We start from the raw sequence: 23,760 nt of genomic DNA on the forward strand, positions 1-23,760 counted from the left end.
CTGCCCGAAGCTATTCAAGCCATAGGCGATTGCCCTGCGGCAGAAGGGAAGGCCTGCTGCCGGCGCGTGCACAGTCGGGTGCCGGGTGGAAGTCGCATCGATCCGATCGCCCGGCGCGGGCACTTATTTCTTCGAGCTTGCGCCTTTCAGCGCATCCCACGCGGCCTGGTTGGCCTGGTCGAAGGTCTTGCGGGTGTCGGCGAGCGCTGCGCTCAACACGGCCCAGGAGTCCGTGCCGGCCTTCTTCAAAGTCTGCAGCCTCGCCTCGGCCTCCGCCGCATCCGACTTCATCTGCGCGATCGCGGCTTCGACATTGGCCTGGCCGGTGGCTGCGATCTTCGCGGCGGCGTCATGGAATGTCGCGGCCGCCTCGCGCCACGCCTTGGCTTGCGCCGCGGCGACGTCCTTGAAGGTGGCCTGCTGCTGCTCGATCTGCTGGCCGAGGCCGTCGAAATAGGTCTTCACCTGCGCTTCGAAGCCGTCCCACTGCGTTTCCATATCCGCCTTGGCGCGCTGCCAGGCGGCCTCGCCGGCGTCACCTTGCGATTTCAGCGCGGCCTTGAACTCGTCGCGGCGCTGCTTCAGATCCGCGATCAGCTGATCGACTTTCGGCTTCATCTCGGCGGCCGACTGGCTCGCCTTGACTTCGAACGAGGCCAAAGCGGCATCCATCTCGTCGATGCGCTCCTTGGCCCAATTCAGATAGACATGCACACTGCTCTGCTCGGGCATCCTTGCCTCCATGCGTTGATCTCGCGGGATCATCGCCGGATCGGTGCCTGCTCATATTGACGTGAGTCAACGGACCGGAACGCAACGGTTTTGTGGCGGCGCGGGTCTTTGAAGCGAGTCTTTGAAGATCGCCGGTCCCGGTGTGTTCAAAACATCTCGAAATATTCGCGCTGCTCCCAGTCCGACACCTCGGCCTGGAAACGCTCGATCTCCGCGGTCTTGATGTGCACGTAATAGTCGATGAACTGCGCGCCGAACTTCTCGCGGAAGAACGGATCGTCATGCAGCGCGAACACCGCCTCGCGCAGCGACTTCGGCAACAGCTCGGCCTTGGTCTCGTACGGCGTATCCGCCGATGGACCGGGATCGAGTGCGCGGTCGACGCCGTCGAGGCCGGAGAGGATCTGCGAGGCCATGTAGAGATAGGGATTGGCGGCCGGCTCGCCGATCCGGTTCTCCAGCCGTGTCGCAGAATCGCCGGCGCCGCCGAGCACGCGGATCATCACGCCGCGGTTGTCGCGGCCCCAGATCGCGCGGTCCGGCGCCAGCGAATAGGAGCGGTAGCGCTTGTAGCCGTTGATGGTCGGCGTCGTGAACACGGTGGAGGCGCGGGCATGCGTGAGCAGGCCGGCGAGATAGTTGCGGCCGAACGCGGAGAGCGGCTCGCCGCCCGCACTCGCCATGAAGGCGTTGCTGCCATCGGCGCGCGAGACCAGCGATTGGTGCAGATGCCAGCCGGAGGCGAACACGTTCGGCAGCTTCGGCCGGCACATGAAGGTGGCATGATAGCCGTGGCGGCGCGCGATCTGTTTGATCGCCGAGCGGAACAGCACCATGGTGTCGGCGGGCTCGAGCCCCTTGCGCGGCTGGAACGTGAACTCGCATTGGCTCGGGCCGAACTCGACCTCGACCGAGCGCAACGGCAGGCCGAGCGCGAGGATGTCGCGGCGCAAGATCTCCAGCACCGGCTCCATCTGATCGAAGCGTTGCTCGGTGAGATATTGATAGCCGTGCGAGAGCAGGCTGACGGACGGCGGCTGTCCCGGCTGGCCGGCATCTTCGACCGCCATCCTGGCGTCCTCGAGCTTGAAGACGTGAAACTCGACCTCCAGCCCCGCGACATAGTCGTAGCCGCGCTGGGCGAGATCGCCGAGCACGTTGCGATAGATCTGGCGGGTGGCGAACGGCACCGGCCGGCCGTCGCTGAAATAGACGTCGCACAGCACCCAGCCCGTGGTCGGCGCCCACGGCAGCACGCGGAAGGTTGTGGGATCCGGCACCATCACGACGTCGGCGGCGCCCTCCATTTCGCTCATGCCGAAGCCGCCGCCCTTGGTGAACACCGGGAACACCGTGCGGTGCGAGGTGTCCTTGGCCAGCATCGTGGTCGTGATCGAGCAGCCGCTCTCCAGCGAGGCGACCGCCTCAGTCGCGATCAGCGTCTTGCCGCGCAGGATGCCGTGCTGATCAGGGAACGAGAGCCTGATCACTTCGAGGTTCTTCTCCTCGACGATGCGGGCAAGCCTCTGCGCCGCTTCCCGCTGCTCGTCAGTCCACAGGCCATGGCGGCTTACGAAGGTCACGCGATCCTCTTAAGTATCTTGAATGGAAAACGAGCCACATAGTCGGTCATTCCGGGGCGATGCGCACGACAAAATGGCGAAGCCATTTTGCCGGAGCATCGAACCCGGAATCTCGAGATTCCGGGTCTGGCGCTTACGCGCCATCCCGGAATGACGGGAGTCGAAAGCGCCACTACTCCGCCGCGGTGAGATGCGTCACCTTGCCGGCGATGTCCTTCGGCACCGGGGCCGCCCAGGGCGCGCCGCGCCGGCGCTTGACGTCGACCTCCATCCAATAGAGCTCCCAGCCCTTGGTCGGGCCGATGCCGTCCATCGTCGCCGGGCCCTGGATGCTGCGCGCGGTCTCCGCGTCCAGGCACAGGATCGGCTTCTCGCCGCGCGCGACCTTCTCGATCTCGCCCCGCAGCAGGCGGCGATATTGCACGATCGCCTTGTCGCTGGTGCCGAGATGCTCCTTGGTGCGATCCTGGATCGGCCCCATCGATTCCACCGCCCACTGGTCGTGCACGTTGATGTCGTGGCCCATGCCGGTATAGGTCGCGGTCTGCTGCTCGCTGGCGTCGAAGCCGTAGTTATTTGCCTTGTTCCGGCGCGAGATGTAGTCCGGCAGCTCGTACATCTGGAGGCGCTGGTCGCGCATCTTCTGCTTGTCGACCGGCGCGCCATAGCTGGTGAAGATCGAATACCAGTAGCAGTTCTCGTCGTCGATCGGCACGTGATACTGCGTGATCGTCATCTCCGTGCTCATCGGAATCACGAAGGCATGCGGGAACAGCTGGTTGGTGACACGCACATGGGTGCTGACGTCATCGATCTCGCGCAGCGTGATCAGCCGCAGTCCATACTCGGTGTGCTCGACATTGATGATCGGGCGATCATATTCGCGCAGGATCTTGGTCATCGGCAGGTCGGTGCCGGCGGAGGCTCCGCGGAACTGGCGGCCATAGGCCGTCGAAGTGTCCTCGTCCTCGAAGAACCGATGCAGATACGAGGCGTGCGACGGATCGATGCCGACCTCGAGCGCCTGCAGCCAGTTGCAGGCCCAGTGGCCCTTGAAGGCGAAGACGTGCGTGTCGGGCGCGCTGAAGCAGTCGAGTTCGGGGAAGGCGGGCGGGGTGCCTTCGCCGAGATAGGCCCAGAGGATGCCGCTCTTCTCGACCACCGGATAAGAGCGCTGCCTGATGTTGGCGCAGAGGTTGGAGCCCGCAGGCTCCGCCGGCGTCTCCAGGCATTGGCCGCTGACGTCGAACAGCCAGCCGTGGAACGAGCAGCGCAGGCCGCCGCCTTCGAGCCGGCCGAAGGCCAGATCGGCGCCGCGATGCGCACACTGGCGGTCGATCAACCCGTAGCGGCCCTGCGGGTCGCGAAACAGCACGAGATTTTCGCCGAGCAGCCGCACCGGGCGCACCGGCCGCTCGCCGCTGAGCTCATCGACCAGCGCCGCCGGCTGCCAGTACTGGCGCATCAGCCTGCCGCAAGGGTCCTTGGGCCCAACGCGGGTGATCAGGTCGTTCTGCTCCTGGCTCATCATGGTGGGGCGTTCCTTCCGTGGCTGCAGCTCTTGTTCGGCTATTGAACATATGGGCGAATTATGCCATGTCCGGACAGGGCCGCAAGCACGAGTTTTCACCGCGTTGCGGCGCGGAACGAGGCAATGCCGAAGCTGAAGCGCGAGGACGGCGGCGAGGCCGCCACCGATTACGTCGAGAGCCTCGATCGCGGCTTGCGGCTCTTGCAGGTGTTCGGCACGCGCCCGGGCGCGATGACATTGAGCGATATCGCGCGCGCATCCGATTTGCCGCGGGCGACTGCGCGCCGCATCCTGCTGACCCTGCAGCGGGGCGGTTTCGTCACGAGCGACGGCAAGCTGTTCGCGCTGACGCCGCAGGTGCTGACGCTCGCCTCATCCTTCCTGCGCTCGAGCCAGCTCGTCAGCGTGCTGCAGCCGGTGCTGGATCGTGTGGCCGAGCGCGCCAGGGAGATCGCCTCGCTGGCGGTGCTCGACGGCCAGGAGGTGGTCTTCATCGCCCGCGGCGGTCCGGTGCGCGTGTTCTCCGGCGGGCTGGAGATCGGCTATCGCCTGCCGGCGTTCTGCACCTCGGTCGGCCGCGCGATGCTCGGCCAGTTCAGCGACGCCGAGCTTCGCGAGCGGCTCAAGTCAGCGCCGTTGCAGGCGCTGACGCCGCAGACGGTGACCGATCCGCGGCGGCTCGTGGCCATGATCGCTGCCGATCGCAACAACGGCTACTCGCTGGTCGATCGCGAGGCCGAGCCGCATTTCCGCTCGATCTCGGTGCCGGTGCGGCGCTATGACGACGTCATCGTCGCCGCCATCAATATCGGCAGCCATGTCGACCGCATCTCTGTCGACGAGATGATCGCGCGCTTCCTGCCGCTGCTGCAGGACGCCGCCGCATCGGTGCGGCCGCAGCTGCTTTGATCCGACGAGCGGGCGCTTCATGCGGCAGGCAATTCACCGCCGCGGCCGATTGATACACCCTTAATCATGATCATCGCATGGCTGCCTCGCCGCGGCATGGCGATGTTTCATTAAGGCCGGCGCCTGATAGTGCGCGCCTTGATGCAATGAGGCAGTCATGGAGCGGCAAGACCCGGATACGCGACGCGAGCTGGTTCATCTGCTGTACGGATCGATGCTGCTGGTCGGGACCATCTCGGTGGCGGCCGTGGTGATCGGCGCGGGGATGGCCGTCGTGGCGCGCGATCCCGGCTACGCCGTGCTGACCCTGCTGCTGTTCGTCGTCGGCGCCGCCCGCATCATCAAGCTTCACCTGTTCGCTGTTCGGTTCGATCGCTTCAATGGCGCCGACATCGTCCACTGGGAGCGGCTCTATGGCGTCGGTGCCGCCGCTTTTGCTCTTGCAGTGGGGGCCTTGTCGGCGCGCGCCTTCCAGATCGGCGATGCCCCGGGCATCTGGATTTGCTTCGGCCTGTCGATGGCCTTCTGCGTCGGCATCGTCTCGCGGGTCAGCCCGTGGATCGTCATGTCGTCGTCGGCCTTGCTGCTGATCCCGACTGCACTTTCCTGCCTGCTGCAGCCCGAGCCGATCTATCGCATGGGCGCCGGCATGTTGGTGCTGTTCTGGATCACCCTGCGCGGCACGTCGTATCGGTTGACGGCCGCCTTCACCGAGCGGATCGAGGCCAAACAGGCGCTCGCCCGCCAAGCGAACCAGGATTTCCTCACCGGCCTGCCGAACCGCGCGGCATTTCTTGCCGCACTCGACCGCCTCGATTGTCGCGCGGCGATCGTTGCGATCGATCTCGACGGCTTCAAGCCGGTCAATGATCGCTTCGGACATCTGGCCGGCGACGAACTGCTTCGGCAGGTCGCCATGCGCTTGCGCGGCTGTGTCGGTGCAGGGCTGGCGGCGCGCTTCGGCGGCGACGAGTTCATGCTGTTGCAGGAGGTCCCGGACGGACCGGCCGGGCGGGAGGCGGCGCTTGCGCTGACCCGCGCCGCGGTCGGGGGATTGTCACGTCCGTTCCTGCTGGCGGGCGAGAGCGTGCTGATCGGCGCCAGCGCCGGCATCCTGATCACGCACGAGCCCGGCCGCATCGGCGCCGATGCGTTGCTCGACCGCGCCGACCGCGCCCTCTATGCGGCCAAGCACGCCGGTGGCCGCCGATGGTGCTGGGCCGACGAGATTGCACCAGCTGCGGCTGATGCCGCAGCTGCGCTGTCGCTCGCGAGCCCTCCGATTCAGCCTGCGGCCGACGCTCGCTTGGTCGCAGGGTCCGTCGTGTGAGACGGCGTGGACGCCGGGCGCGCGGCGTCCGCACGAGATATCGTGACGGCAGGCCGACTTACTCCTTCCGCTCGGACGTCCAACCCTTGTACTCGCCGACATTGTCGCGGGTGATGAGTTTCGACGGCAGGAGCTCGACGGTGGAGGCCGGCTTCTGACCGTTGAGGATGCCGACGCCGACCTGCACGGCGCGGCGCGCCATGAAGAACGGGTCCTGCGACGCGGACGCCTGGATCTGCTTCGCGGCGGGATCCTTCAGCGCGGCCTCGATATCGGGCGCGCCGTCGACCGACGTGATGACGATGCCGGTGCGCTGCTGCTGCCGCGCGGCGAGATCGGTGCCGATCGCCTGCGGATCGTTGATGGCGAAGATGGCGTCGATCTTCGGGAAACGCGTCAGGTAGCCCTGCGCCACCGTCAGGCCGCCCTCGCGTGAGCCCTTGCCGTCCTGATCGCTGGAGAGCACCTTGATGCCCGGTGCCTTGGCGAACACGCTCTTGCAGCCAGTGACGCGGTCGATCACCGCCGAGACCTGCGGCCCGTTCTCGATGATGACGTCGCCTTTGCCGCCGAGCTTGTCGACGATGTACTGGCAGGAAATCTCGCCAGCCTGGACGTTGTTGGTGGTGATGGTGGCGTCGGCGCCTTCGGCCGCAGTGTCGACCGCGACGACGATGACGCCCGCGGCCTGCGCCTTCTTGATCGCCGGCCCGATCGCCTTGGGATCGCCGGGGTTCAAGAGGATGAGGTCGACACCGGCGGCGATGAAATTGTCGATCTGCGTCACCTGCTTGCCGAGATCATATTCGAAGCCGACAGTGGTGATCTTGACGTTCGGGTTGGCTTTCTTGGCCTCGAACTCGGCGCCCTTCGACAGCGCAACGAAGAACGGGTTGCCGAGCGAGCCCAGCGAGATGCCGATCGATTTCAGCTCCTTGGCCGATGACGGCGCGGGGCTCAGCGCGAGCGCGACGGCGGCAACGCCGCAAAGCAAGACAGTCTTCAACATAGGTTTCCTCCCTGGTCCTTTCATCACTTCTCGGCACGGTGGACCAGATGCCGTGAGAAAATCGATGGAGTGGCGCGGACGCTCGCTCCTCTGTGCAGAGATGGTTCAAGTCCGCGCCGAGCCTTGCAGCCGGTAGCGGTCGAGCGCGACGGCGCCGATGATGACGAGGCCCTTGATCACATATTGCCAGATGTCGGAGACGCCGGTGAGAATGAGGCCGTTCGACAACACGGCGATGATCAGCGCGCCGACCAGCGTGCCCCAGATCGAGCCGATGCCGCCGACAAAGGATGTGCCGCCGAGGATCACCGCGGTGATCGCGTCGAGCTCGTAGGACTGGCCGAGCTGCAGCCCGTTGGCCGCATAGAGCCGCGCCGCCTGCATCGCGCCGCCGAGGCCGGCGAGCAGCCCGGAGATGCCGTAGACGAAGATCAGCACCGCCCACACCTTGATGCCGGCGAGCCGCGCCGCGCTCTCATTGCCGCCGACCGCGTAGATGTGCACGCCGAGCACGGTGCGGCGCAGGACCAGCCACGACACCAGGATCACCAGCAGCGCGATCACCGAGAGCCAGGGAAGCGAGATCACGCCGGGAATGAGCGGCAGCGAGGCATTGCCGATGAAAGCATAAGGGATCGACGGATTGAACACAGTCGTGTCGGCACCCATCAGCCGCGCGAGCCCGCGCACCGCCGTAAGCGAACCGAGCGTGACGATGAAGGGCGGCAGGCGCAGCAGCGCAATCAGCGCGCCATTGATGACACCGAAGCCGAGGCCGGTGAGCACGGCCGCCGGCAGCCACAGCGAGCCGAGATCGGGAAGCTTTGAGACGGTGAGACCGGCCATGGCGGCCGCCGCGAGGATCGAGCCGACCGACAGGTCGATGCCGCCGGTCAGGATCACGAAGGTCATGCCGGCGGCGAGCACCGTGTTCACCGCAGCCTGCTGCAACACGATGCCGAGATTCTGTCCGCTGAAGAAGCGGCCGTCCGAGAGGAAGTGAAAGCCGATGCAGAGGATCAGCAGCACAGGCAGCATGCCGACGGCGCGGATGACCATGCGGATGCGCTGACGCTTTGTCTCCTGTGCGGCTGCGAAGCCGGGAGCAGGGGCGGCCTTCGCCTGAACTGAACTGTTGTCAGGCATCGACGTGCTCCGTTCCGGTGGCCAAGGCCATGATATCCTCCTGACTGATAGATGATGTCGCGCTGCGCCGGACCTCGCCGGCGATATGGCCTACGCGCATCACGAGCACGCGGTCGCAGATGCCGATGATCTCTGGCAAATCGGAGGAGATGACCAGGATCGCAGTGCCGGACTTGGCGAGATTGTCGATGATCGCATAGATCTCCGACTTCGCGCCGACATCGACGCCGCGCGTCGGCTCGTCCAGGATCAAGACCTTCGGCGTCGTCGCCAAGAGGCGCGACAGCAGCACCTTCTGCTGGTTGCCGCCGGAGAGGCCACCGACGGGAACACCAACGCTGGCCGCGCGAATGCCGAGCGCGCTGAAAGCTTTTTCCGCGCGGTCGCGCGCCTTGTCGCGATCGAGAAAGCCGGCGAGCTTGGCGTCGCGGCCGATCACGGCGAGGTTGATGTTGTCGAGGCAGGACATGTCCAGAAACAGGCCGAGCGCCTTCCTGTCCTCGGTCAGATAGGCGATGCCGGCGTCGAGCGCCTCACCGGGCGTGCGGATCGCGACGGGGCGGCCGTCGAGCTCGACATGACCTGAAATCTTCGGTGCCGCGCCGATGATGAGATGCGCAAGCTCGGTGCGGCCGGCGCCGATGAGGCCGGCAAGCCCGACCACCTCGCCCGCGTGGACGGTGAGCGAACAACCCCGGACGCGCTGCCCGTCAGCCATGTCGGTGGCCGTGAGCACGGGCCGGCCTGCGGTCGCATTCGGATCGTGTTCTTTCTTATAGAATGAGGACACCTCGCGCCCCACCATCAGCCGCACGATGGTGTCGGCGCGGATCTCCGGCTTGTCGAGCGAGCCTACGAGGCGACCGTCGCGCAACACGGTGACGCGGTCGCCGAGCGCATAGACCTCGTCCATGCGATGCGAGATGTAGATGATGGCGAGGCCCTCGCTGCGCAGCTGCCGGATCAGCGTGAACAGCCGTTCGCTTTCGGCCGCCGACAGCGAGGTGGTCGGCTCGTCCATGATCAGGATCTTCGAGCGCGCGTGCAGGGCTCGGGCGATCTCGACCAGCTGGCGCTGGCCCATCGACAGCTCCGCCACCAGGGTCGACGGCGTGAAATCGGCGCCGAGCCGGTCGAGGATCGGGCCGACGCGCTCGCGCATGGTGCCGCGTGCGAGCAGCCCGGACTGCGAGACCTCGCGCCCGAGATAGATATTCTCCGCGACCGTCAGGTTCGGCGCGAGCGACAACTCCTGGTAGATGATCGCGATGCCGGCCGCGCGGCCGCCGAGCGGTCCCTCGATGCGGACCTGATGGCCATCGATGCGGATCTCGCCGCCGGGATCGGGACGATAGGCGCCCGAGAGGATCTTCATCAATGTCGATTTGCCGGCGCCATTTTCGCCCATCAGGGCGTGAATCTCACCGGCATAGACGGTCAGGTCGACCTTGTGCAGCGCCTTGATGCCGAAGAAAGACTTTGAGACCCCACGCATCTCAAGGATCGGACCGCTCATCGTGCCTCCCGGCGCACGTCGTCTTTTATGTTCCACGTCTCGTTTGCAGGCGACGCAGAACGCACATTAAACTAGAGGCTGTCGCCGAGAGCAATACTGAAGAGGTATGTGTTGACGGATCGAGGTCGGCTGCAGATTGCGGCGTTGCGCAGGACTCTCAGCGGCCGGGCCGGTACAGCTTCCGCCAATGGGGCAGCCGTTCGGCATAGGCTTCCGCGAGCGCAGGCTCCGGCGCGAAGGTCTCGATTCGTCGCGGCGGCGTGCATACGACTTCGATGGCCTCGCCCGTGACTGCCAGGCGTCCCAGCCGTGCGGCGCCAAAGGCCGCACCGGTTTCGCCTTCGGCGAAGCGATGGATGGGAACATCGAGCACATTCGCGAGCACCGACAGCCAGAACGGCGAGCGTGAACCGCCGCCGATGGCGTCGGCTTGCGTCATCGCGATGCCGGCGCTTGCGAGCGCATCGCGGCAATCGGCGAGCGCGAAGGCCACGCCTTCCAGCACGGCCTGCACCAGCGCGGGCCGGTCGGTGGCGTGGCTCAGTCCATCGAGCAGGCCGCGCGCATCGGGATCGTCATGCGGCGTCCGTTCGCCGGCGAGATAAGGCAGGAAGCTGACGGGCGAGGGCGCCTTTGGCCGCGCCCCGAGCGGCGCCAGCAGTTCGGCCTCGGAGGCACCAAGCAGCCGCGCCAGCCAGGCTAGGCACGATGCCGCCGAGAGGATCGCGCCGGCCTGGATCCACATCTTTGGGATCGCGTGACAGAAGGTGTGGACCACACGCTCGGGATTGGCGGCAACGTGATCGGTCGGTGTCAGCACCGCGCCGGAGGTTCCGAGCGTGATGAAGGCGGAGCCAGGCCGGATCGCGCCGATCCCGACCGCGCCGGCCGGATTGTCGCCGCCACCGCCGGCGATGATCGGGTGCTTGCGCATGCCCCAGCGCTGCGCCAGTTCGCTGCGCAGCCGGCCAGCTGGCGACGAGCCCTCGACGAGACGCGGCATCTGCGCGCGCGACAGGCCGCTGGCGGCGAGGCCGTCATCCGACCAGTCCCGCTCGTGGACATCGAGCCATAATGATCCGGATGCGTCAGAGACATCCTCGATCGCCTCGCCCGACAGGATCAGGCGGAGATAGGCTTTCGGAAGCAAGACCAGTTTGGTCGCCGCAAAGATCTCCGGCTCGTGCACGGCGATCCACAGGAGCTTCGGCGCGGCAAAGCCGGGCATCGCCTTGTTGCCGGTCACCGCGCGTAAGCCCGGCCAGCGCTGCTCCAGCAGCCTGCATTCCGCCGCCGATCGCCCATCGTTCCAGAGGATGCAGGGCCGCAACGGTGTGAAGCTGCTGTCGAGCAGCACCGGGCCATGCATCTGCCCTGACAGGCCGATGCCCTCGACCTCGGCCAGCTCGCGCGGATGCTCCGCCTGCAATGCGTCCAGCGTCGCAAAGGCGGCATCGATCCAGTGCGCAGGATCCTGCTCCGAATAGCCGGGCCTGGGCGTGCTGATGGTCAAGGCGTGGCTGCGGCTTGCGACCACCCGTTGCGCCTCATCGACGAGGATGGTCTTGACCGCCGAGGTGCCGAGATCGATCCCGAGATACATGTCTTATTCGCCCGACGGCTTCGATGTCTTTGCGCGACCAGTGTGCGTCTTGATCTTGCGATGGTTCAGGCTCGTCTTCAACTCGCCGATCAAATGTTTTGCAAAGGCCTCGCTGAGCGGCGGCAAGGTGCGCCCGGCGCGCTTGATGACGCTGAGGCGTCGGGCAAAGGCGGGATCATCGATCGGCCGCGACCGCACATCGCGTTCGGCGCGGATCTCGCGCGCCGAGCCCGGCAGGATCGCCAGGCCCAGGCCGGCGCGGACCATCGCGACCGCCGTCATCATATAGGTCGCTTCGCAGGCCGGATGCGGGATCAGGCCGCGCTGATGGAAGGCGCGCTCGACCACCGCGCGCACGCTGGTGTCCGACGCCATCATGATCAGCGGATATTGCGCCAGATGCTCGGGCGTCACCATCGCCTCGCGCCCGATCCGGTGCCGCGAGGGATAGATGACATGCATCTGGTCCTGCAGGCTGAAGATGACCTCGATGCCGGGCTGCGCGACCTCGTCGCCGGCCACGCCGAAATCGACGTCTTCGTTGCGCACGAGATCGAGCACCTGCTTTGCGACCACGTCGCGCAGCGCGAAATAGACGTTCGGCTTGTCGCTGCGGAACGATTGGATCGCGTCGGGCAGCAGCCCCGAGGCGATCGAGGGCAAGGCCGCGAGGCGGACGGTGCCGCGTTGCCTGGTGCTTCCGCCGCGTAGGTCGTGCACCAGCGTCTCGATGTCCTGCAGCAGTTTCTCGAAACCCGGCAGCGCCTCGGCGCCGGTGCGTGTCAGCTCGACCGAGCGGCTGGTGCGGTCGAGCAGCCGTGCGCTCAGCGTTTCCTCGAGCCGGCGGATCTGCACGGTCAGCGCCGGTTGCGACAGGTGCAGCAGCTTTGCCGCGCGCGTGAAGCTCTTCAGGCGCGCGACGGTGACGAAGGAGCGGATATGGGCGAGGGCAACATCCATAAGAAGAGACTATTGCTGCGATAAATTCATTTCAATTGTTTAATCACCAACCCGATGGCAAGCAGCGGCAAAACGGAACTAAACGCTTGCGCGACTAGAGACGCGCCGGGGGGAAACATGCTGCCGCTGCTTGGCCTCATCACCATCGCGATCCTGCTGCTCGTCATCATGACGAAGCGGATGTCGCCCCTGATCGCACTGATCGTCATTCCCATCTTGGCGGCGCTGATCGGCGGCTTCGGCTGGGACACCTCCAAGTTCATCGTTTCCGGCCTGCAAAGTCTCGCGCCCGTCGTCGGCATGTTCGTGTTCGCGATCCTGTTCTTCGGCATCGTCAGCGACGCCGGCATGCTCGACCCGATCATCGATCGCATCCTGCGCACCGTCGGCACCCGCCCGACCCGGATCGTGATGGGCACCACGCTGCTTGCGCTGCTGATCCATCTCGACGGCTCCGGCGCGGTGACCTTCCTGGTCACGATTCCCGCGATGCTGCCGCTCTACGAGCGGCTCGGCATCGACAAGCGCATCCTGGCCTGTGCGGCCTCGATGGCCGCGGGTGTGAATTTCCTGCCCTGGACCGGCCCGATGATCCGCGCCTCGGCCTCCCTCAAGCTGCCGATTCCGGAGATATTCAATCCGCTGGTGCCGGTGCAGATCGTGGGCATCGTTTTCATCTTTGCCGTCGCCTGGTGGCTCGGCCGCCGCGAGGAGCGCCGGCTCGGCCTTGGCGCGGGCACCACCGTCGAAGCGCCGCAGCGCGTCCTCACCGACGCCGAGAAAGAGCTGCGTCGGCCGAACAATTTCTGGATCAACATCGTGCTCACCGTCGTCGTGCTCGGCAGCATGGTGATCCTGGGCGAAAAGCTCGCACCTGCGATCGTCTTCATGGTCGGCACGTGTGTGGCGCTGCTGATCAACTATCCCGACGTGGACATGCAGCGCCGCCGCATCGATGCGCATGCGAAGGCCGCGCTGCTGATGGCCTCGATCCTGATCGCCGCCGGCGTCTTCGCGGGCATCATGCAGGGTACCGGCATGCTGAAGGCGATGGCGCAGACCGCGGTCAGCTTCGTGCCGGCGGATGCTGCGAAGTTCATTCCGGTCGCGCTCGGCGTCGTGTCGATGCCGCTGAGCCTGCTGTTCGATCCGGATTCCTTCTATTTCGGCGTGCTGCCGGTCGTCGCCGAAGTCGGCGCGCAACTCGGGGTGCAGAAAGTCCAGGTGGCGCAGGCTGCCTTGCTCGGCCAGATGACGACGGGCTTTCCGGTCTCACCGCTGACGCCTGCGACCTTCCTGGTGGTGGGATTGTCGGGGATCGATCTGGCGGATCACCAGAAATTCACGATACCCTTCCTGTTCGGCGCCTCGGTCGTCATGACCACCGCCTGCGTGCTATTCGGATTATTTCCCATTTGAGCCGGAGGACCGCCATGCGGAGCATCAGGATCGGCGCCGGTGCCGGCTATTCCGGCGATCGCATCGAGCCCGCGGTCGAGCTCGCCCAGCACGGCGAGCTCGATTATCTCGTGTTCGAATGCCTTGCCGAGCGCACCATTGCGCTGGCGCAGCAGGCGCGGATGAAGGATCCGGCCGGCGGTTACGATCCGCTGCTCACGGCCCGCATGCAGGCGGTGCTGCCGATCTGCCGCGCGAAGAACATTCGCGTCATCACCAACATGGGCGCTGCCAATCCGCTCGGCGCCGCGGAGGCGACGCGACACGTGGCGCGCAAGCTCGGCCTTGCCGGCCTGAAGATCGCGGCCGTGACCGGCGACGACGTGCTCGCGGCGGCGAAGGCGAATAATCTCGCGCTCGACAATGGCGAGACCATTTCCGGCCTCGGCAACCGCCTCGTCTCGGCGAACGCCTATACAGGCGCGCGTGCGATCGCCGACGCGCTGGCCGCCGGCGCCGATGTCGTGATCACCGGCCGCGCGGCCGATCCGGCCCTGTTTCTCGGCTGTCTCGTGCATGAGTTCGGGTGGGCGATGGACGATTGGGACCGGCTCGGCCAGGGCACCGTGGTCGGCCATCTGCTGGAATGTGCGGGCCAGATCACCGGCGGCTATTTCGCCGATCCCGGCGTGAAGGACGTGCCCGGCCTTGCGCGGCTCGGCTTTCCGATCGGCGAGGTACGCGAGGACGGCGATCTCGTCGTGACCAAGGTCGCCGGCTCCGGCGGCTGCGTGACGCCGGCGACCGTCAAGGAGCAGCTGCTCTACGAGATCCACGATCCCGCGCAATATTTCCAGCCCGACGTGGTCGCCGACTTCTCGCAAGTGCGCGTGGCAGAGGTTGGCCCCGATCGCGTCCATGTCAGCGGCGGGCGTGGCAGGCCCAAGTCGGGCCTGCTGAAGACGTCGATCGGCTATGTCGACAGCTATGTCGGCGAGGGTCAGCTGTCCTATGCCGGGCCCGGTGCCGTCGCGCGTGGCCGGCTCGCGCTCGACATCGTGCGCGAGCGGCTGGCGCTGACAGGCGTGCAGACGAGCGAGCTGCGCTGCGATCTGATCGGGGTGAATGCGTTGCACGGCGAGGCGAGTTCGCAGGGTAGCGAACCGTACGAGGTGCGAATCCGCGTGGCCGCACGTACTGAGAGTCTGGCCGAAGCCGTCAGGATCGGCAACGAGGTGGAGACGCTCTACACCAATGGACCGGCCGGCGGCGGCGGCGCCTGGAAATCGGCGCGCGAGGTGGTCGCGGTCGCCTCCTGCCTTATGCCGGAAAGTGCGACGCAGATGCAGTTGGCGCTGCTGGAGGTCTAGAGATGAAGCTGCGCGACATTGCTCATTCCCGCACTGGCGATAAGGGCGACATCTGCAATATCTCGGTGATCGCCTATCGGCCCGAGGACTACGCGTTTCTGTGCGCAACCGTCACCGCTGCCCGCGTGAAGGCGCATTTTGGTGACATCGTGCAGGGTGAGGTGCTTCGATTCGAGATGCCCGGCATCGCTGCGCTCAACTTCGTTCTGAAGGATGCGCTTGGCGGTGGCGTCACCCGCTCGCTGCGGCTCGATGCGCACGGCAAATCGCTGAGCTCGCGCCTGCTCGATCTGGAGATTCCATCCGCTGACGACTCGTGACGGGCTTCGACTCAACCACGTCACGCAGAAGAACATTCAGGAGGCTTGATGATGATGATTGCGAGCCGACTGCCTGGCTGTACATCCCGGTCCGGTCATGCCGCACGCGAGGCCTTCGCCGGTGCGCTGGCGGTGATGTTGCTGTCCGCCTCGCCAGGGGTTGCCGCGCCGTGCGAGCAACTGCTGATCCTGCAGATCGCGGACACGACGATGTCGGGCGCGGAGGCGCGGCCGGCCGGATCGTTCGCACCGCCCACTGGGGCCGAAATTTCCGAACTTCCTGCATTCTGTCGCGTACGCGGCGTCATCTCGCCGGTGCCGGGCTCGCGGGTCGGATTCGAACTCTGGCTGCCGCAGGCCGGCTGGAACGGCAAGCTCGAGATGGTCGGCAATGGCGGTTACAGTTCGGCGATCGCCTACAAGGCGATGGGGCCGCTGCTCCGCCGCGGCTATGCGACGGTGGCCACCGATACCGGGCACACCGGAGATGACCCGGGCTTTGCGATCGATCGCCCCGAGGCGATCGTCGACTGGGGATACCGCGCGGTGCATGTCTCGATCGGTGTTGCGAAGTCGGTGGTCGCGGAGTTCTACGGCGAAGCGCCGAAGCACAGCTATTTCGCGGGTTGCTCCACGGGCGGCCATCAGGCGCTGATGGAAGCACAACGTTACCCGGCCGACTTCGACGGCATCATTGCCGGCGATCCCGGCAACAACCGCACGCATCTGAATGCCGGCTTCCTCTGGCAGTTCGTCAAAAATCATCGGCCAGATCTCAGCCTGATCATTCCGCCGCTGAAGCTCGCGGCGATCACCGATGCTGTCGTGAAAACCTGTCGCGGCAAGGACGGTGGTCTGCCGGCGGACAATTTCCTGACCGATCCGGAAGCTTGTGACTTCCGCGCCGAGCAGATGCTCTGCAAGCAGGATGATGCTGACGATTGCCTGACGCAGGAGCAGGCCAACGCGCTGAATGCGATGTATGACGGCGCGCGCGATTCCCGCAATGGTGCGCAGGTCTATTACGGCTGGCCGAAGGGCAGCGAGAATTCCGCTCGCGTGCTCGCGGCGCTTCCCGGCTGGAGCCTGTATTGGGCCGATCCGATCCATCCCGAGCGACCGGCGCGGCTCAACTTCTGGAAGGTGTGGGCGTTTCCGGACACGAATTGGGACTGGCACAGGTTCGATTTCGGTTCGGCCATGAAGGCCGTCGACGATCGGCTCGCATCTGAGATCAACGCCATGAGTCCGGACCTCTCCGCCTTCAAGGCGGCGGGCGGCAAGCTCATTCACTATCACGGCCTCGCCGATCCCGTGGTGCCGCCGCGGGACTCGATCGACTATTACGAACGGGTGGAGGCGATGGTGAGCGCCGACAAGCGCGCTGACGCCGGCGCGGATTTCTACCGGCTGTTCCTTGCGCCGGGACTCTATCATTGCGAGGGCGGCCCGGGGCCGAACGTGCTGGACACGCAGGTGGCGCTCGAGGCCTGGGTCGAAAACGGCGAGGCGCCCGAGACGATCGGTGCCACCAAGTTCCGCAATGATAGACCATCCGACGGCATCGAGATGAGCCGCCCGCTTTGCCCTTACCCGAAGATGGCGCGCTACAGGGGGGAAGGTGATCCGGCCGATGCCGCGAACTACGCCTGCGCTGACGGGCACCGCTATCCGACGCCGCTACCGGCCGCGGCTTATTTGCGATAGGCGCGCCCGTGCGGACCATCAGGTCGGCGCACTGCCGGCCGTTCCGGCGATCGCGCCGAAGTCTGGTCACGGAAAGCTCGGCCCAGCTCTGCGTATCGCTGCTGGAGGTTTGAGCTGGGCGGCACTTCACGGATCGCGCCGGACAGCGCAAGGTGATGCCGGCCGCTTACCTCCGGAAGTCGAGAAATAAGCTTATGCATGATATCATTGTCGTCGGCGGCGGTTCTGCCGGCGCCGCGGTTGCCGCCAGGCTGTCCGAGAGCCCCGAGAAGCGGGTGCTGCTGCTCGAGGCCGGCGCGGATTGGCGCGCCGATCAGGCGCCCTGGGAGATCACGACACCGAACCCGATCCCGATCATCCACAACCGCGAATTCCAGGAGAAATGGCAGTGGCCACATCTGCTGACGCGTCGGGTGGCGGGTCAGGATGCGCGCTTCTACTGGCGCGGCAAGGGACTGGGCGGCAGCTCGATGATGAACGGCCAGATCGCCATTCGCGGCGTGGCCGCTGCGTTCGACGAATGGGCTGAGAATGGCTGCACCGGATGGTCGGCCCGCGAGGTGATGCCGCTGTTCTCCGTGATCGAGGACGATCTCGCATTTGGTGATCGCGAAGGGCACAGCCGCGGCGGCCCGCTGCCGGTCTATCGCGCGCCGCTGGACCATTGGGGCCCGATCGATCGCGGCCTGCGCGATGCGGCGCTCGCCAGCGGTTATCCCTGGTGTGCCGACGTCAACGGGCCGGATGGCGAGGGCGTTGCATGTTACCCGATCAACAGCCGCAACGGCCGGCGCATCTCGACCAACGAAGGCTATCTGGAGCCGGCGCGCGGTCGCGCGAACCTGGAAATCCGCGGGCGCACGCTGGTCGATCGCCTTGTCATCAGGGATGGCCGCGCCACCGGCGTGCGGGTCCAGATCGAAGGCCAGGGCTTCAGCGAGATTTTTGCCCGCGACATCGTGCTGTGCGCAGGCGCGATCCACAGCCCGGCGATCCTGCTGCGCTCCGGCATCGGTCCTGCCGACGATCTGCAGGCGATGGGGATCGCGGTTGAACGTGACCTGCCGGTGGGCCGGAATTTCTTCGACCATCCGCTGTTCCGCACCACCATTCAGTTGCGCGAAGCCATTCGCCCGACCGACCGCGACACCCGTCATACCAATTGCTGCGTTACCTATTCGTCGGAGCTGGCCGACGGCGGCAAGCGCGACATGATCCTGATCGCCTTCAATCATCGCGGCGTCGGCATTGCCGGTGCGATCGGTGCGGGCCTGTTCAACGCGTTTTCTCGTGGTACCGTGAAGCTCGCCTCGGTCGATCCGGAGATCGACCCTGTCGTCGAGGAGAACATGCTGTCCGATCCGCGCGACATCGCGCGGATGAGGGATGCGGTGAAACGGCTTTCCGTGCTGACGTCGCAGCCGGCGCTTTGCGATATCGCCGACTGGATCCGCCTCGCCGATACGGATCTCAGCTTGCCGCAGGCCGCCGCGCTGCCGGATGCCGAACTCGACGCGCTGCTGCGTCGGATCACCGGCGACATCCAGCACGCGGCCGGCAGCTGCCGCATGAGCGGCTTCAAGGACGCCAGCGGCGTGGTCAATCCAGACGGCACGGTCAAGGGGATCGCGGGCCTGCGCGTCGTCGACGCCTCGATCATGCCGTCGGACTGCCGCGCCAACACCCATTTCACCACGGTGGTGATCGGCGAGGCGATTGCGCGGATGATGCTGCGGCAGAGTTGAGACGCATACAGAACCGATCGGCGGTAGAGTTGTCGTTTGCAGTTGGTCGAGTCGAGCGCGCGAGGGAGGTCAGCGGTGGCGCAGAATATCTACGACACGCCGGAGTTCTTTGCCGGCTATCAGCGCTTGAACCGTTCGGTCCATGGCCTCGACGGCGCGCCGGAATGGCCGGCGCTCCGAGCCATGCTGCCCGAGCTCAAAGGCAAGCGCATCGTCGATCTCGGTTGCGGCTTTGGCTGGTTCGCGCGCTGGGCGCGAGACCAGGGAGCGGTCGAGGTCCTCGGCATCGATCTCTCGGAGAACATGCTGGCGCGGGCGCGGGCGGAAACCGACGATCAGGCGATCCGCTACATACAGGCGGACATGGAAGCGCTGGAACTGCCCGAGGCCGGCTTCGATCTCGCCTACAGTTCGCTCGCCTTCCACTACATCAAGGACCTCGGTCGGCTGTTTGGCGCCGTGCAGCGCGCGCTGCTGCCGGGCGCCCAATTCGTGTTTTCGATCGAACATCCGATCTACATGGCGCCGACGCAGGCACGCTGGCAGGTCGCCGACGACGGCCGCAAGGTCTGGCCGGTCGACAGCTACGCCATCGAGGGCAGGCGCGTGACCGACTGGCTCGCCAAGGGGGTGGTGAAGCAGCATCGCAAGCTGAGCACGACGTTGAACAGCTTGATTGGTGCCGGCTTCCGAATCGATCACGTCGACGAGTGGGCACCCACGGCCGAGCAGATCGCGAAACAGCCGGCGCTCAGGGACGAAGTCGAGCGTCCCATGATGGTCCTCATTGCTGCACGCAGCACTTAGGACGCGAAATTGCAGAGCAGTTGCCACCTTAATGGTGTTGAGCCGATTGCTTGGGCATGCGACGTTTTTCATCACGACGTATCCCGATCGTTTTTGATCTCCGGTATTCCCGGTTTCTGGAACTGGCTGCAGATTGCAATGGACCAATACGACCTGATCATTCGCGGAGGACGCGTCCTCGATCCCGAAACCAACTTCGATGCGACAGCCGATGTCGCGATCAAGGACGGCGTGATCGCGGCCGTCGGCGACATCGCCGGATCGGCGGCGCGGACCATCAATGCCGAGGGCCTCGTCGTCAGCCCTGGCTTCATCGATCTGCACGCCCATGGCCAATCGCTGCCGGCCGACCGGATGCAGGCTTTCGACGGCGTCACCACCACGCTCGAACTCGAGGTCGGCGTGCTGCCGGTCGCGCGCTGGTATGACGAGCAGGCCGCGCTCGGCCGCGTGCTGAATTACGGCGCCTCGGCCGGCTGGGTGTTCGCGCGCATCGCGACCATGACCACGCAGCAGGCCGCGTCGAGCGTGGCGGGCATGGGCGAGGCCATGCGCGACAAACGCTGGGTGGAGGAGGTCGCAACATCAGCGGAGGTTGCCGAGATCGTCGAGCGTGTGCAGGTCGGGCTGGAGCAGGGCGGGATCGGGATCGCCTTTCCCAACGCCTATGCGCCGGGCACCGGCGTCAAGGAGTTGTCGGAGCTATGCAGCCTCGCCGCGCGGCATGGCGTGCCGACCTACACGCACATCGCCTACATGTCGAATGTCGATCCGCGCAGCTCGGTCGATGCCTATGTCAGGCTGATCGGCCTGGCTGGCGCGACCGGCGCGCACATGCATATTTGTCACTTCAACAGCACCAGCCTGCAGGATGTCGAGCGCTGCGCCGAACTGGTGCAGACAGCGCAAGCCCAGGGCCTGAAGGTGACCGTGGAGGCCTATCCCTACGGCACCGGCTCGACCGTGGTCGGCGCCGACTTCTTCGCCGATCCCGCCTTCTGTCAACGCATGGGCACCGGCTACGATGCGATCGAGATGGTCGCCGAGCGCCACAGGCTGGCGAACCGCGAGGAACTGCTGGCGCGGCAGCAGAGCGAGCCCGGCGCTCTCGTGCTGATCCATTTCCTCGATGTCGCCGTCAACCAGCGTCATCGCGATCTGCTGGATGTTTCGGTGATGTATCCCGGCGGCGCGATCGCCTCCGACGCGATGCCGTGGATCCTGTCGAACGGCACGCTCTACACCGGAGACGCCTGGCCGCTGCCGGATGATGCGGTCTCGCATCCGCGCTCGTCGGCGACCTTCACCAAGTACCTGCGCGGCTGGGTGATCGAACGCCAGACCGCGTCGCTGCTCGACGGCATCGCCAAATGCACGCTGATTCCGGCGCAGATCCTGGAGGCGAGCACGCCGTCGATGTGCAAGAAGGGCCGGCTGCAGGCCGGCTGCGATGCCGACATCGTCGTGTTCGATCTGGAGACCCTGAGGGACCGCGCCGACTTCCTCAACATGAACCGGCCGTCCGAGGGCGTGAAGCACCTGCTGGTCAACGGCCAGGCGGTGATCGCCGACGGTGCGCTCAGACGCGACGCGCGGCCCGGTCGCCCGGTGCGTCGCGCCGAGACGCAATGATCGTCCCGGTCCTCCTGGTTGCCGGTTATCTCGGCGCGGGCAAGACCACGCTGCTCAATCATCTGCTGGCCAATCCCGGCGGGCGCCGGATTGCAGCCATCGTCAATGATTTCGGCGCCATCGACATCGACGCGCAACTGCTCGGCCAGATATCCGATGGCGTGGTCAGCCTGAAGAACGGCTGCATCTGCTGCTCGTTGCAGGGCGACCTGTTGCGCACGCTGTCATCCGTCATCAAGCGCGACCCGGCCCCCGATGTGATCGTGATCGAGACATCCGGCATTTCCGATCCGGCCGAGATCATCCGCAACCTGATGGACCCGGTGATCTTCAAGGTGGCGCCGCTGGAGACCGTGGTGACGCTGGTCGATGCGCGCCGCGTTCTGGACCAGCCTGAGCTGGCGCAGGATGCGCTGTGGCGCTCGCAGCTGCGTGCCGCGGATTTCGTGCTGCTGACCAAGGCGGATCTGCTGCAGACCGGGGAGCGCGCCGATGTCGCGGACGTGATCGGCCGCACCAAGCCGAAGGCCGCGATCTTCGACGTGATCGACGGCGCCGCCCCGCCCGACCTGCTGTTCAGCCGTCGCTCCGGCGAGCCGCGCGCAGTAGCAAGTGCGGTGCCATCGGCGTCCGAGCCGTTCGCGGCGGTGAACTGGACCTCGCGGGCGCCGCTGTCATTGGCGCGGTTTCAGCAGGTGATCGGTCCGCTCGCCGCGCGCACGCTGCGGATGAAGGGCATTCTCGTCTTCACCGAGCAGCCACGAGAGCCGTTGCTGTTTCAATGCGTCGGCACGCGCGCGACGTTTGCGCCGGCGCCACTGCCGCCGCCCGACGGCCTCACCGCGCAACTGGTGCTGATCGGACGAGAAGGCGAGATCAGCGCTCGCGACATCGAGGAGACGTTGCAGACCATCATCGTGCCCTGAGCGCGGGCGCCTACAGGATTTGCGGATCAATTCATCGAAACATTGCATGACCCTGCCAGCCGCCGCGCCGCTATAGCTCGTCCAGAACGACTGACGACGGAGACGTGGTCCTTGGCTCAAGCGCGCACATTGTACGACAAGCTGGTCGACAGCCACACTGTCCGCCGGCTGAACGCGGATGGCGAGCGGGTGCTGCTTTACGTCGATCGCACTGTGCTCAACGAATATACCTCGCCGCAGGCCTTCACCGGATTGCGCGAGGCCGGGCGGCCGGTGTGGCGCCCGCAGGCGGCCTTGGGCACGATCGACCATGTCAATCCGACCTCAGCGTCACGAACGACCGACATGGCCGACAAGGCGGCAGCCGCGCAGATCGATTATTTCGTCAGGAATTGCCGGGATTTCGGCATCGAGCTGTTCGACATGCTGCATCCCCTGCAGGGCATCGAGCACGTCGTGATGCCGGAGATCGGTCTGGTGCTGCCGGGAATGGTCATTGCCGCCGGCGACAGTCACACCACGACCTATGGCGCGTTCGGCGCGCTCGGCTTCGGCATCGGCACCTCCGACATCGAGCACTATCTCGCGACGCAGACGCTGATCTACAAGCGGCTGAAGACGATGCGGGTGTGCGTGGACGGCCCGCTGGCACCCGGCGTCCGCTCCAAGGACGTCGTGATGGCCTTGATCGAGCGGATCGGCGCGTCCGGCGCCACCGGCTACGCGATCGAATTCCAGGGCTCGACCATCGAAGGCCTCAGCGTCGAGGCACGCATGACCCTGTGCAACATGGCCGTCGAATGCGGCGCGCGGGGCGCTTTGATCGCGCCTGAGGACAAGGTGTTCTCTTATCTCGAAGGACGCCCCCGCGCACCGGCGGGCGAAAACTGGCAGGCCGCGTTGACCGCCTGGCGAGATCTGCACAGCGATGCGGATGCCATCTTCGATACGGAGGTCAGACTTGTCGCAGCCGAGATTGCGCCCATGGTCACCTGGGGCACCAGTCCGGATCAGGCGGTGAAGATCACGGCGCGGGTCCCGGACCCCGCCAGTGAGCCCGATTCTGGCCGCCGCCGCGATCTGGAGCGGGCGCTGGCCTATATGGGGCTCGCGGCCGGCCAGCCGGTGGAGACGATTGCGATTCAGCGCGCCTTCATCGGCTCCTGCACCAATGCCAGAATCGAGGACCTGCGCGACGCCGCGCGAGTCCTGAGAGGGCGCAAGGTGGCCGATGGCGTCAAGGCGATGGTGGTGCCCGGCTCGAGCTCGGTGCGGCGGCAGGCCGAGCAGGAAGGTCTCGATCGCATCTTTCTCGCGGCCGGTTTCGAATGGCGGCAATCCGGCTGCTCGATGTGCCTAGCCATGAATGACGACATCCTTGGCAGCGGTGAACGCTGCGCCTCCAGCACCAACCGCAATTTCGAGGGACGGCAGGGGCTCGGCGGGCGCACGCATCTGATGAGCCCGGCAATGGTCGCGGCCTCCGCCGTGGCCGGCCGCCTCGCCGACAGCCGCATGTTCGCGGAGGAGGAGTAG

The 23,760-nt window shown here is 65.9% G+C and carries 19 protein-coding genes; 11 read left to right on the forward strand and 8 right to left on the reverse strand.

Going from position 1 to position 23,760, the window contains the following annotated elements; translation table 11 throughout:
* Positions 1 to 123: 123 nt before the first annotated feature.
* The 3 genes from QXZ85_RS26470 to QXZ85_RS26480 form a co-directional block, all read right to left on the reverse strand.
* Entirely contained in the window at positions 124 to 732 is a 609-nt protein-coding gene (locus QXZ85_RS26470) for a hypothetical protein (RefSeq protein ID WP_315730297.1), read from the reverse strand.
* A 146-nt stretch (positions 733 to 878) separates the two neighbouring features.
* Positions 879 to 2,315, reverse strand: a complete 1,437-nt coding sequence (locus tag QXZ85_RS26475; RefSeq protein WP_315701397.1) for a glutamine synthetase family protein — start codon at positions 2,313 to 2,315, stop codon at positions 879 to 881.
* A gap of 172 nt (positions 2,316 to 2,487) precedes the next feature.
* The gene (locus QXZ85_RS26480; RefSeq protein WP_316168600.1) at positions 2,488 to 3,846 is read right to left on the reverse strand and encodes an aromatic ring-hydroxylating dioxygenase subunit alpha; all 1,359 of its coding nucleotides are present in this window, start codon (positions 3,844 to 3,846) and stop codon (positions 2,488 to 2,490) included.
* A gap of 123 nt (positions 3,847 to 3,969) precedes the next feature.
* Between QXZ85_RS26480 and QXZ85_RS26485 the strand changes: the two genes are divergently transcribed.
* Together QXZ85_RS26485 and QXZ85_RS26490 are read left to right on the forward strand one after the other, a co-directional pair.
* Positions 3,970 to 4,755 carry an IclR family transcriptional regulator C-terminal domain-containing protein gene (locus tag QXZ85_RS26485; protein ID WP_316175145.1) on the forward strand — a complete coding sequence of 262 codons (786 nt, stop codon included), beginning with the start codon at positions 3,970 to 3,972 and terminating at the stop codon, positions 4,753 to 4,755.
* Positions 4,756 to 4,912: 157 nt separating this feature from the next.
* The gene (locus QXZ85_RS26490; RefSeq protein ID WP_316175146.1) at positions 4,913 to 6,085 is read left to right on the forward strand and encodes a GGDEF domain-containing protein; all 1,173 of its coding nucleotides are present in this window, start codon (positions 4,913 to 4,915) and stop codon (positions 6,083 to 6,085) included.
* A gap of 58 nt (positions 6,086 to 6,143) precedes the next feature.
* On the opposite strand, the gene QXZ85_RS26495 is transcribed toward QXZ85_RS26490, so the two are convergent.
* The 5 genes from QXZ85_RS26495 to QXZ85_RS26515 all read right to left on the reverse strand — a co-directional run bounded on the left by QXZ85_RS26495 (position 6,144) and on the right by QXZ85_RS26515 (position 12,319).
* Complete coding sequence (locus QXZ85_RS26495) at positions 6,144 to 7,094, reverse strand: ABC transporter substrate-binding protein (RefSeq protein WP_315767155.1); 951 nt, start codon at positions 7,092 to 7,094, stop codon at positions 6,144 to 6,146.
* 105 nt (positions 7,095 to 7,199) lie between these two features.
* Positions 7,200 to 8,240, reverse strand: a complete 1,041-nt coding sequence (locus QXZ85_RS26500) for an ABC transporter permease subunit (RefSeq protein WP_315701392.1) — start codon at positions 8,238 to 8,240, stop codon at positions 7,200 to 7,202.
* Positions 8,233 to 9,756, reverse strand: coding sequence for a sugar ABC transporter ATP-binding protein (locus QXZ85_RS26505; RefSeq protein ID WP_315701391.1), 1,524 nt, complete (start codon positions 9,754 to 9,756; stop codon positions 8,233 to 8,235). Before QXZ85_RS26505 ends, QXZ85_RS26500 begins: the two co-directional genes overlap by 8 nt.
* A gap of 157 nt (positions 9,757 to 9,913) precedes the next feature.
* The gene (gene xylB / locus QXZ85_RS26510; protein WP_315701390.1) at positions 9,914 to 11,359 is read right to left on the reverse strand and encodes a xylulokinase; all 1,446 of its coding nucleotides are present in this window, start codon (positions 11,357 to 11,359) and stop codon (positions 9,914 to 9,916) included.
* A gap of 3 nt (positions 11,360 to 11,362) precedes the next feature.
* Positions 11,363 to 12,319, reverse strand: a complete 957-nt coding sequence (locus QXZ85_RS26515; RefSeq protein ID WP_315701389.1) for a LysR family transcriptional regulator — start codon at positions 12,317 to 12,319, stop codon at positions 11,363 to 11,365.
* Between the two features lie 117 nt (positions 12,320 to 12,436).
* Here QXZ85_RS26515 and QXZ85_RS26520 point away from each other — a divergent pair, with 117 nt between their 5' ends.
* The 9 genes from QXZ85_RS26520 to leuC all read left to right on the forward strand — a co-directional run bounded on the left by QXZ85_RS26520 (position 12,437) and on the right by leuC (position 23,760).
* Positions 12,437 to 13,738, forward strand: coding sequence for a citrate:proton symporter (locus tag QXZ85_RS26520; RefSeq protein ID WP_315744896.1), 1,302 nt, complete (start codon positions 12,437 to 12,439; stop codon positions 13,736 to 13,738).
* Positions 13,739 to 13,752: 14 nt separating this feature from the next.
* Positions 13,753 to 15,087 carry an acyclic terpene utilization AtuA family protein gene (locus QXZ85_RS26525; protein WP_315730293.1) on the forward strand — a complete coding sequence of 445 codons (1,335 nt, stop codon included), beginning with the start codon at positions 13,753 to 13,755 and terminating at the stop codon, positions 15,085 to 15,087.
* 2 nt (positions 15,088 to 15,089) lie between these two features.
* Entirely contained in the window at positions 15,090 to 15,407 is a 318-nt protein-coding gene (locus QXZ85_RS26530; RefSeq protein ID WP_315701386.1) for a hypothetical protein, read from the forward strand.
* Between the two features lie 48 nt (positions 15,408 to 15,455).
* Positions 15,456 to 17,114 (forward strand): tannase/feruloyl esterase family alpha/beta hydrolase, encoded by a 1,659-nt coding sequence (locus tag QXZ85_RS26535; RefSeq protein ID WP_316175148.1) that lies wholly within the window; start codon positions 15,456 to 15,458, stop codon positions 17,112 to 17,114.
* Positions 17,115 to 17,308: 194 nt separating this feature from the next.
* Positions 17,309 to 18,859 (forward strand): GMC family oxidoreductase, encoded by a 1,551-nt coding sequence (locus QXZ85_RS26540; RefSeq protein ID WP_315701384.1) that lies wholly within the window; start codon positions 17,309 to 17,311, stop codon positions 18,857 to 18,859.
* Between the two features lie 75 nt (positions 18,860 to 18,934).
* Positions 18,935 to 19,666 (forward strand): class I SAM-dependent methyltransferase, encoded by a 732-nt coding sequence (locus QXZ85_RS26545; protein ID WP_315701383.1) that lies wholly within the window; start codon positions 18,935 to 18,937, stop codon positions 19,664 to 19,666.
* 138 nt (positions 19,667 to 19,804) lie between these two features.
* A complete protein-coding gene (locus QXZ85_RS26550; RefSeq protein ID WP_316175150.1) occupies positions 19,805 to 21,298 on the forward strand; it encodes an amidohydrolase family protein in 1,494 nt (497 codons plus the stop codon).
* On the forward strand, positions 21,295 to 22,224 hold the full coding sequence (locus tag QXZ85_RS26555; RefSeq protein WP_315730291.1) for a GTP-binding protein: 930 nt from the start codon (positions 21,295 to 21,297) through the stop codon (positions 22,222 to 22,224). Before QXZ85_RS26550 ends, QXZ85_RS26555 begins: the two co-directional genes overlap by 4 nt.
* A gap of 111 nt (positions 22,225 to 22,335) precedes the next feature.
* The gene (leuC, locus tag QXZ85_RS26560; RefSeq protein WP_315767158.1) at positions 22,336 to 23,760 is read left to right on the forward strand and encodes a 3-isopropylmalate dehydratase large subunit; all 1,425 of its coding nucleotides are present in this window, start codon (positions 22,336 to 22,338) and stop codon (positions 23,758 to 23,760) included.

The sequence above is a fragment of the Bradyrhizobium sp. SZCCHNGR1005 genome (genome assembly GCF_032489995.1).
In the GTDB taxonomy this organism is placed as follows: domain Bacteria; phylum Pseudomonadota; class Alphaproteobacteria; order Rhizobiales; family Xanthobacteraceae; genus Bradyrhizobium.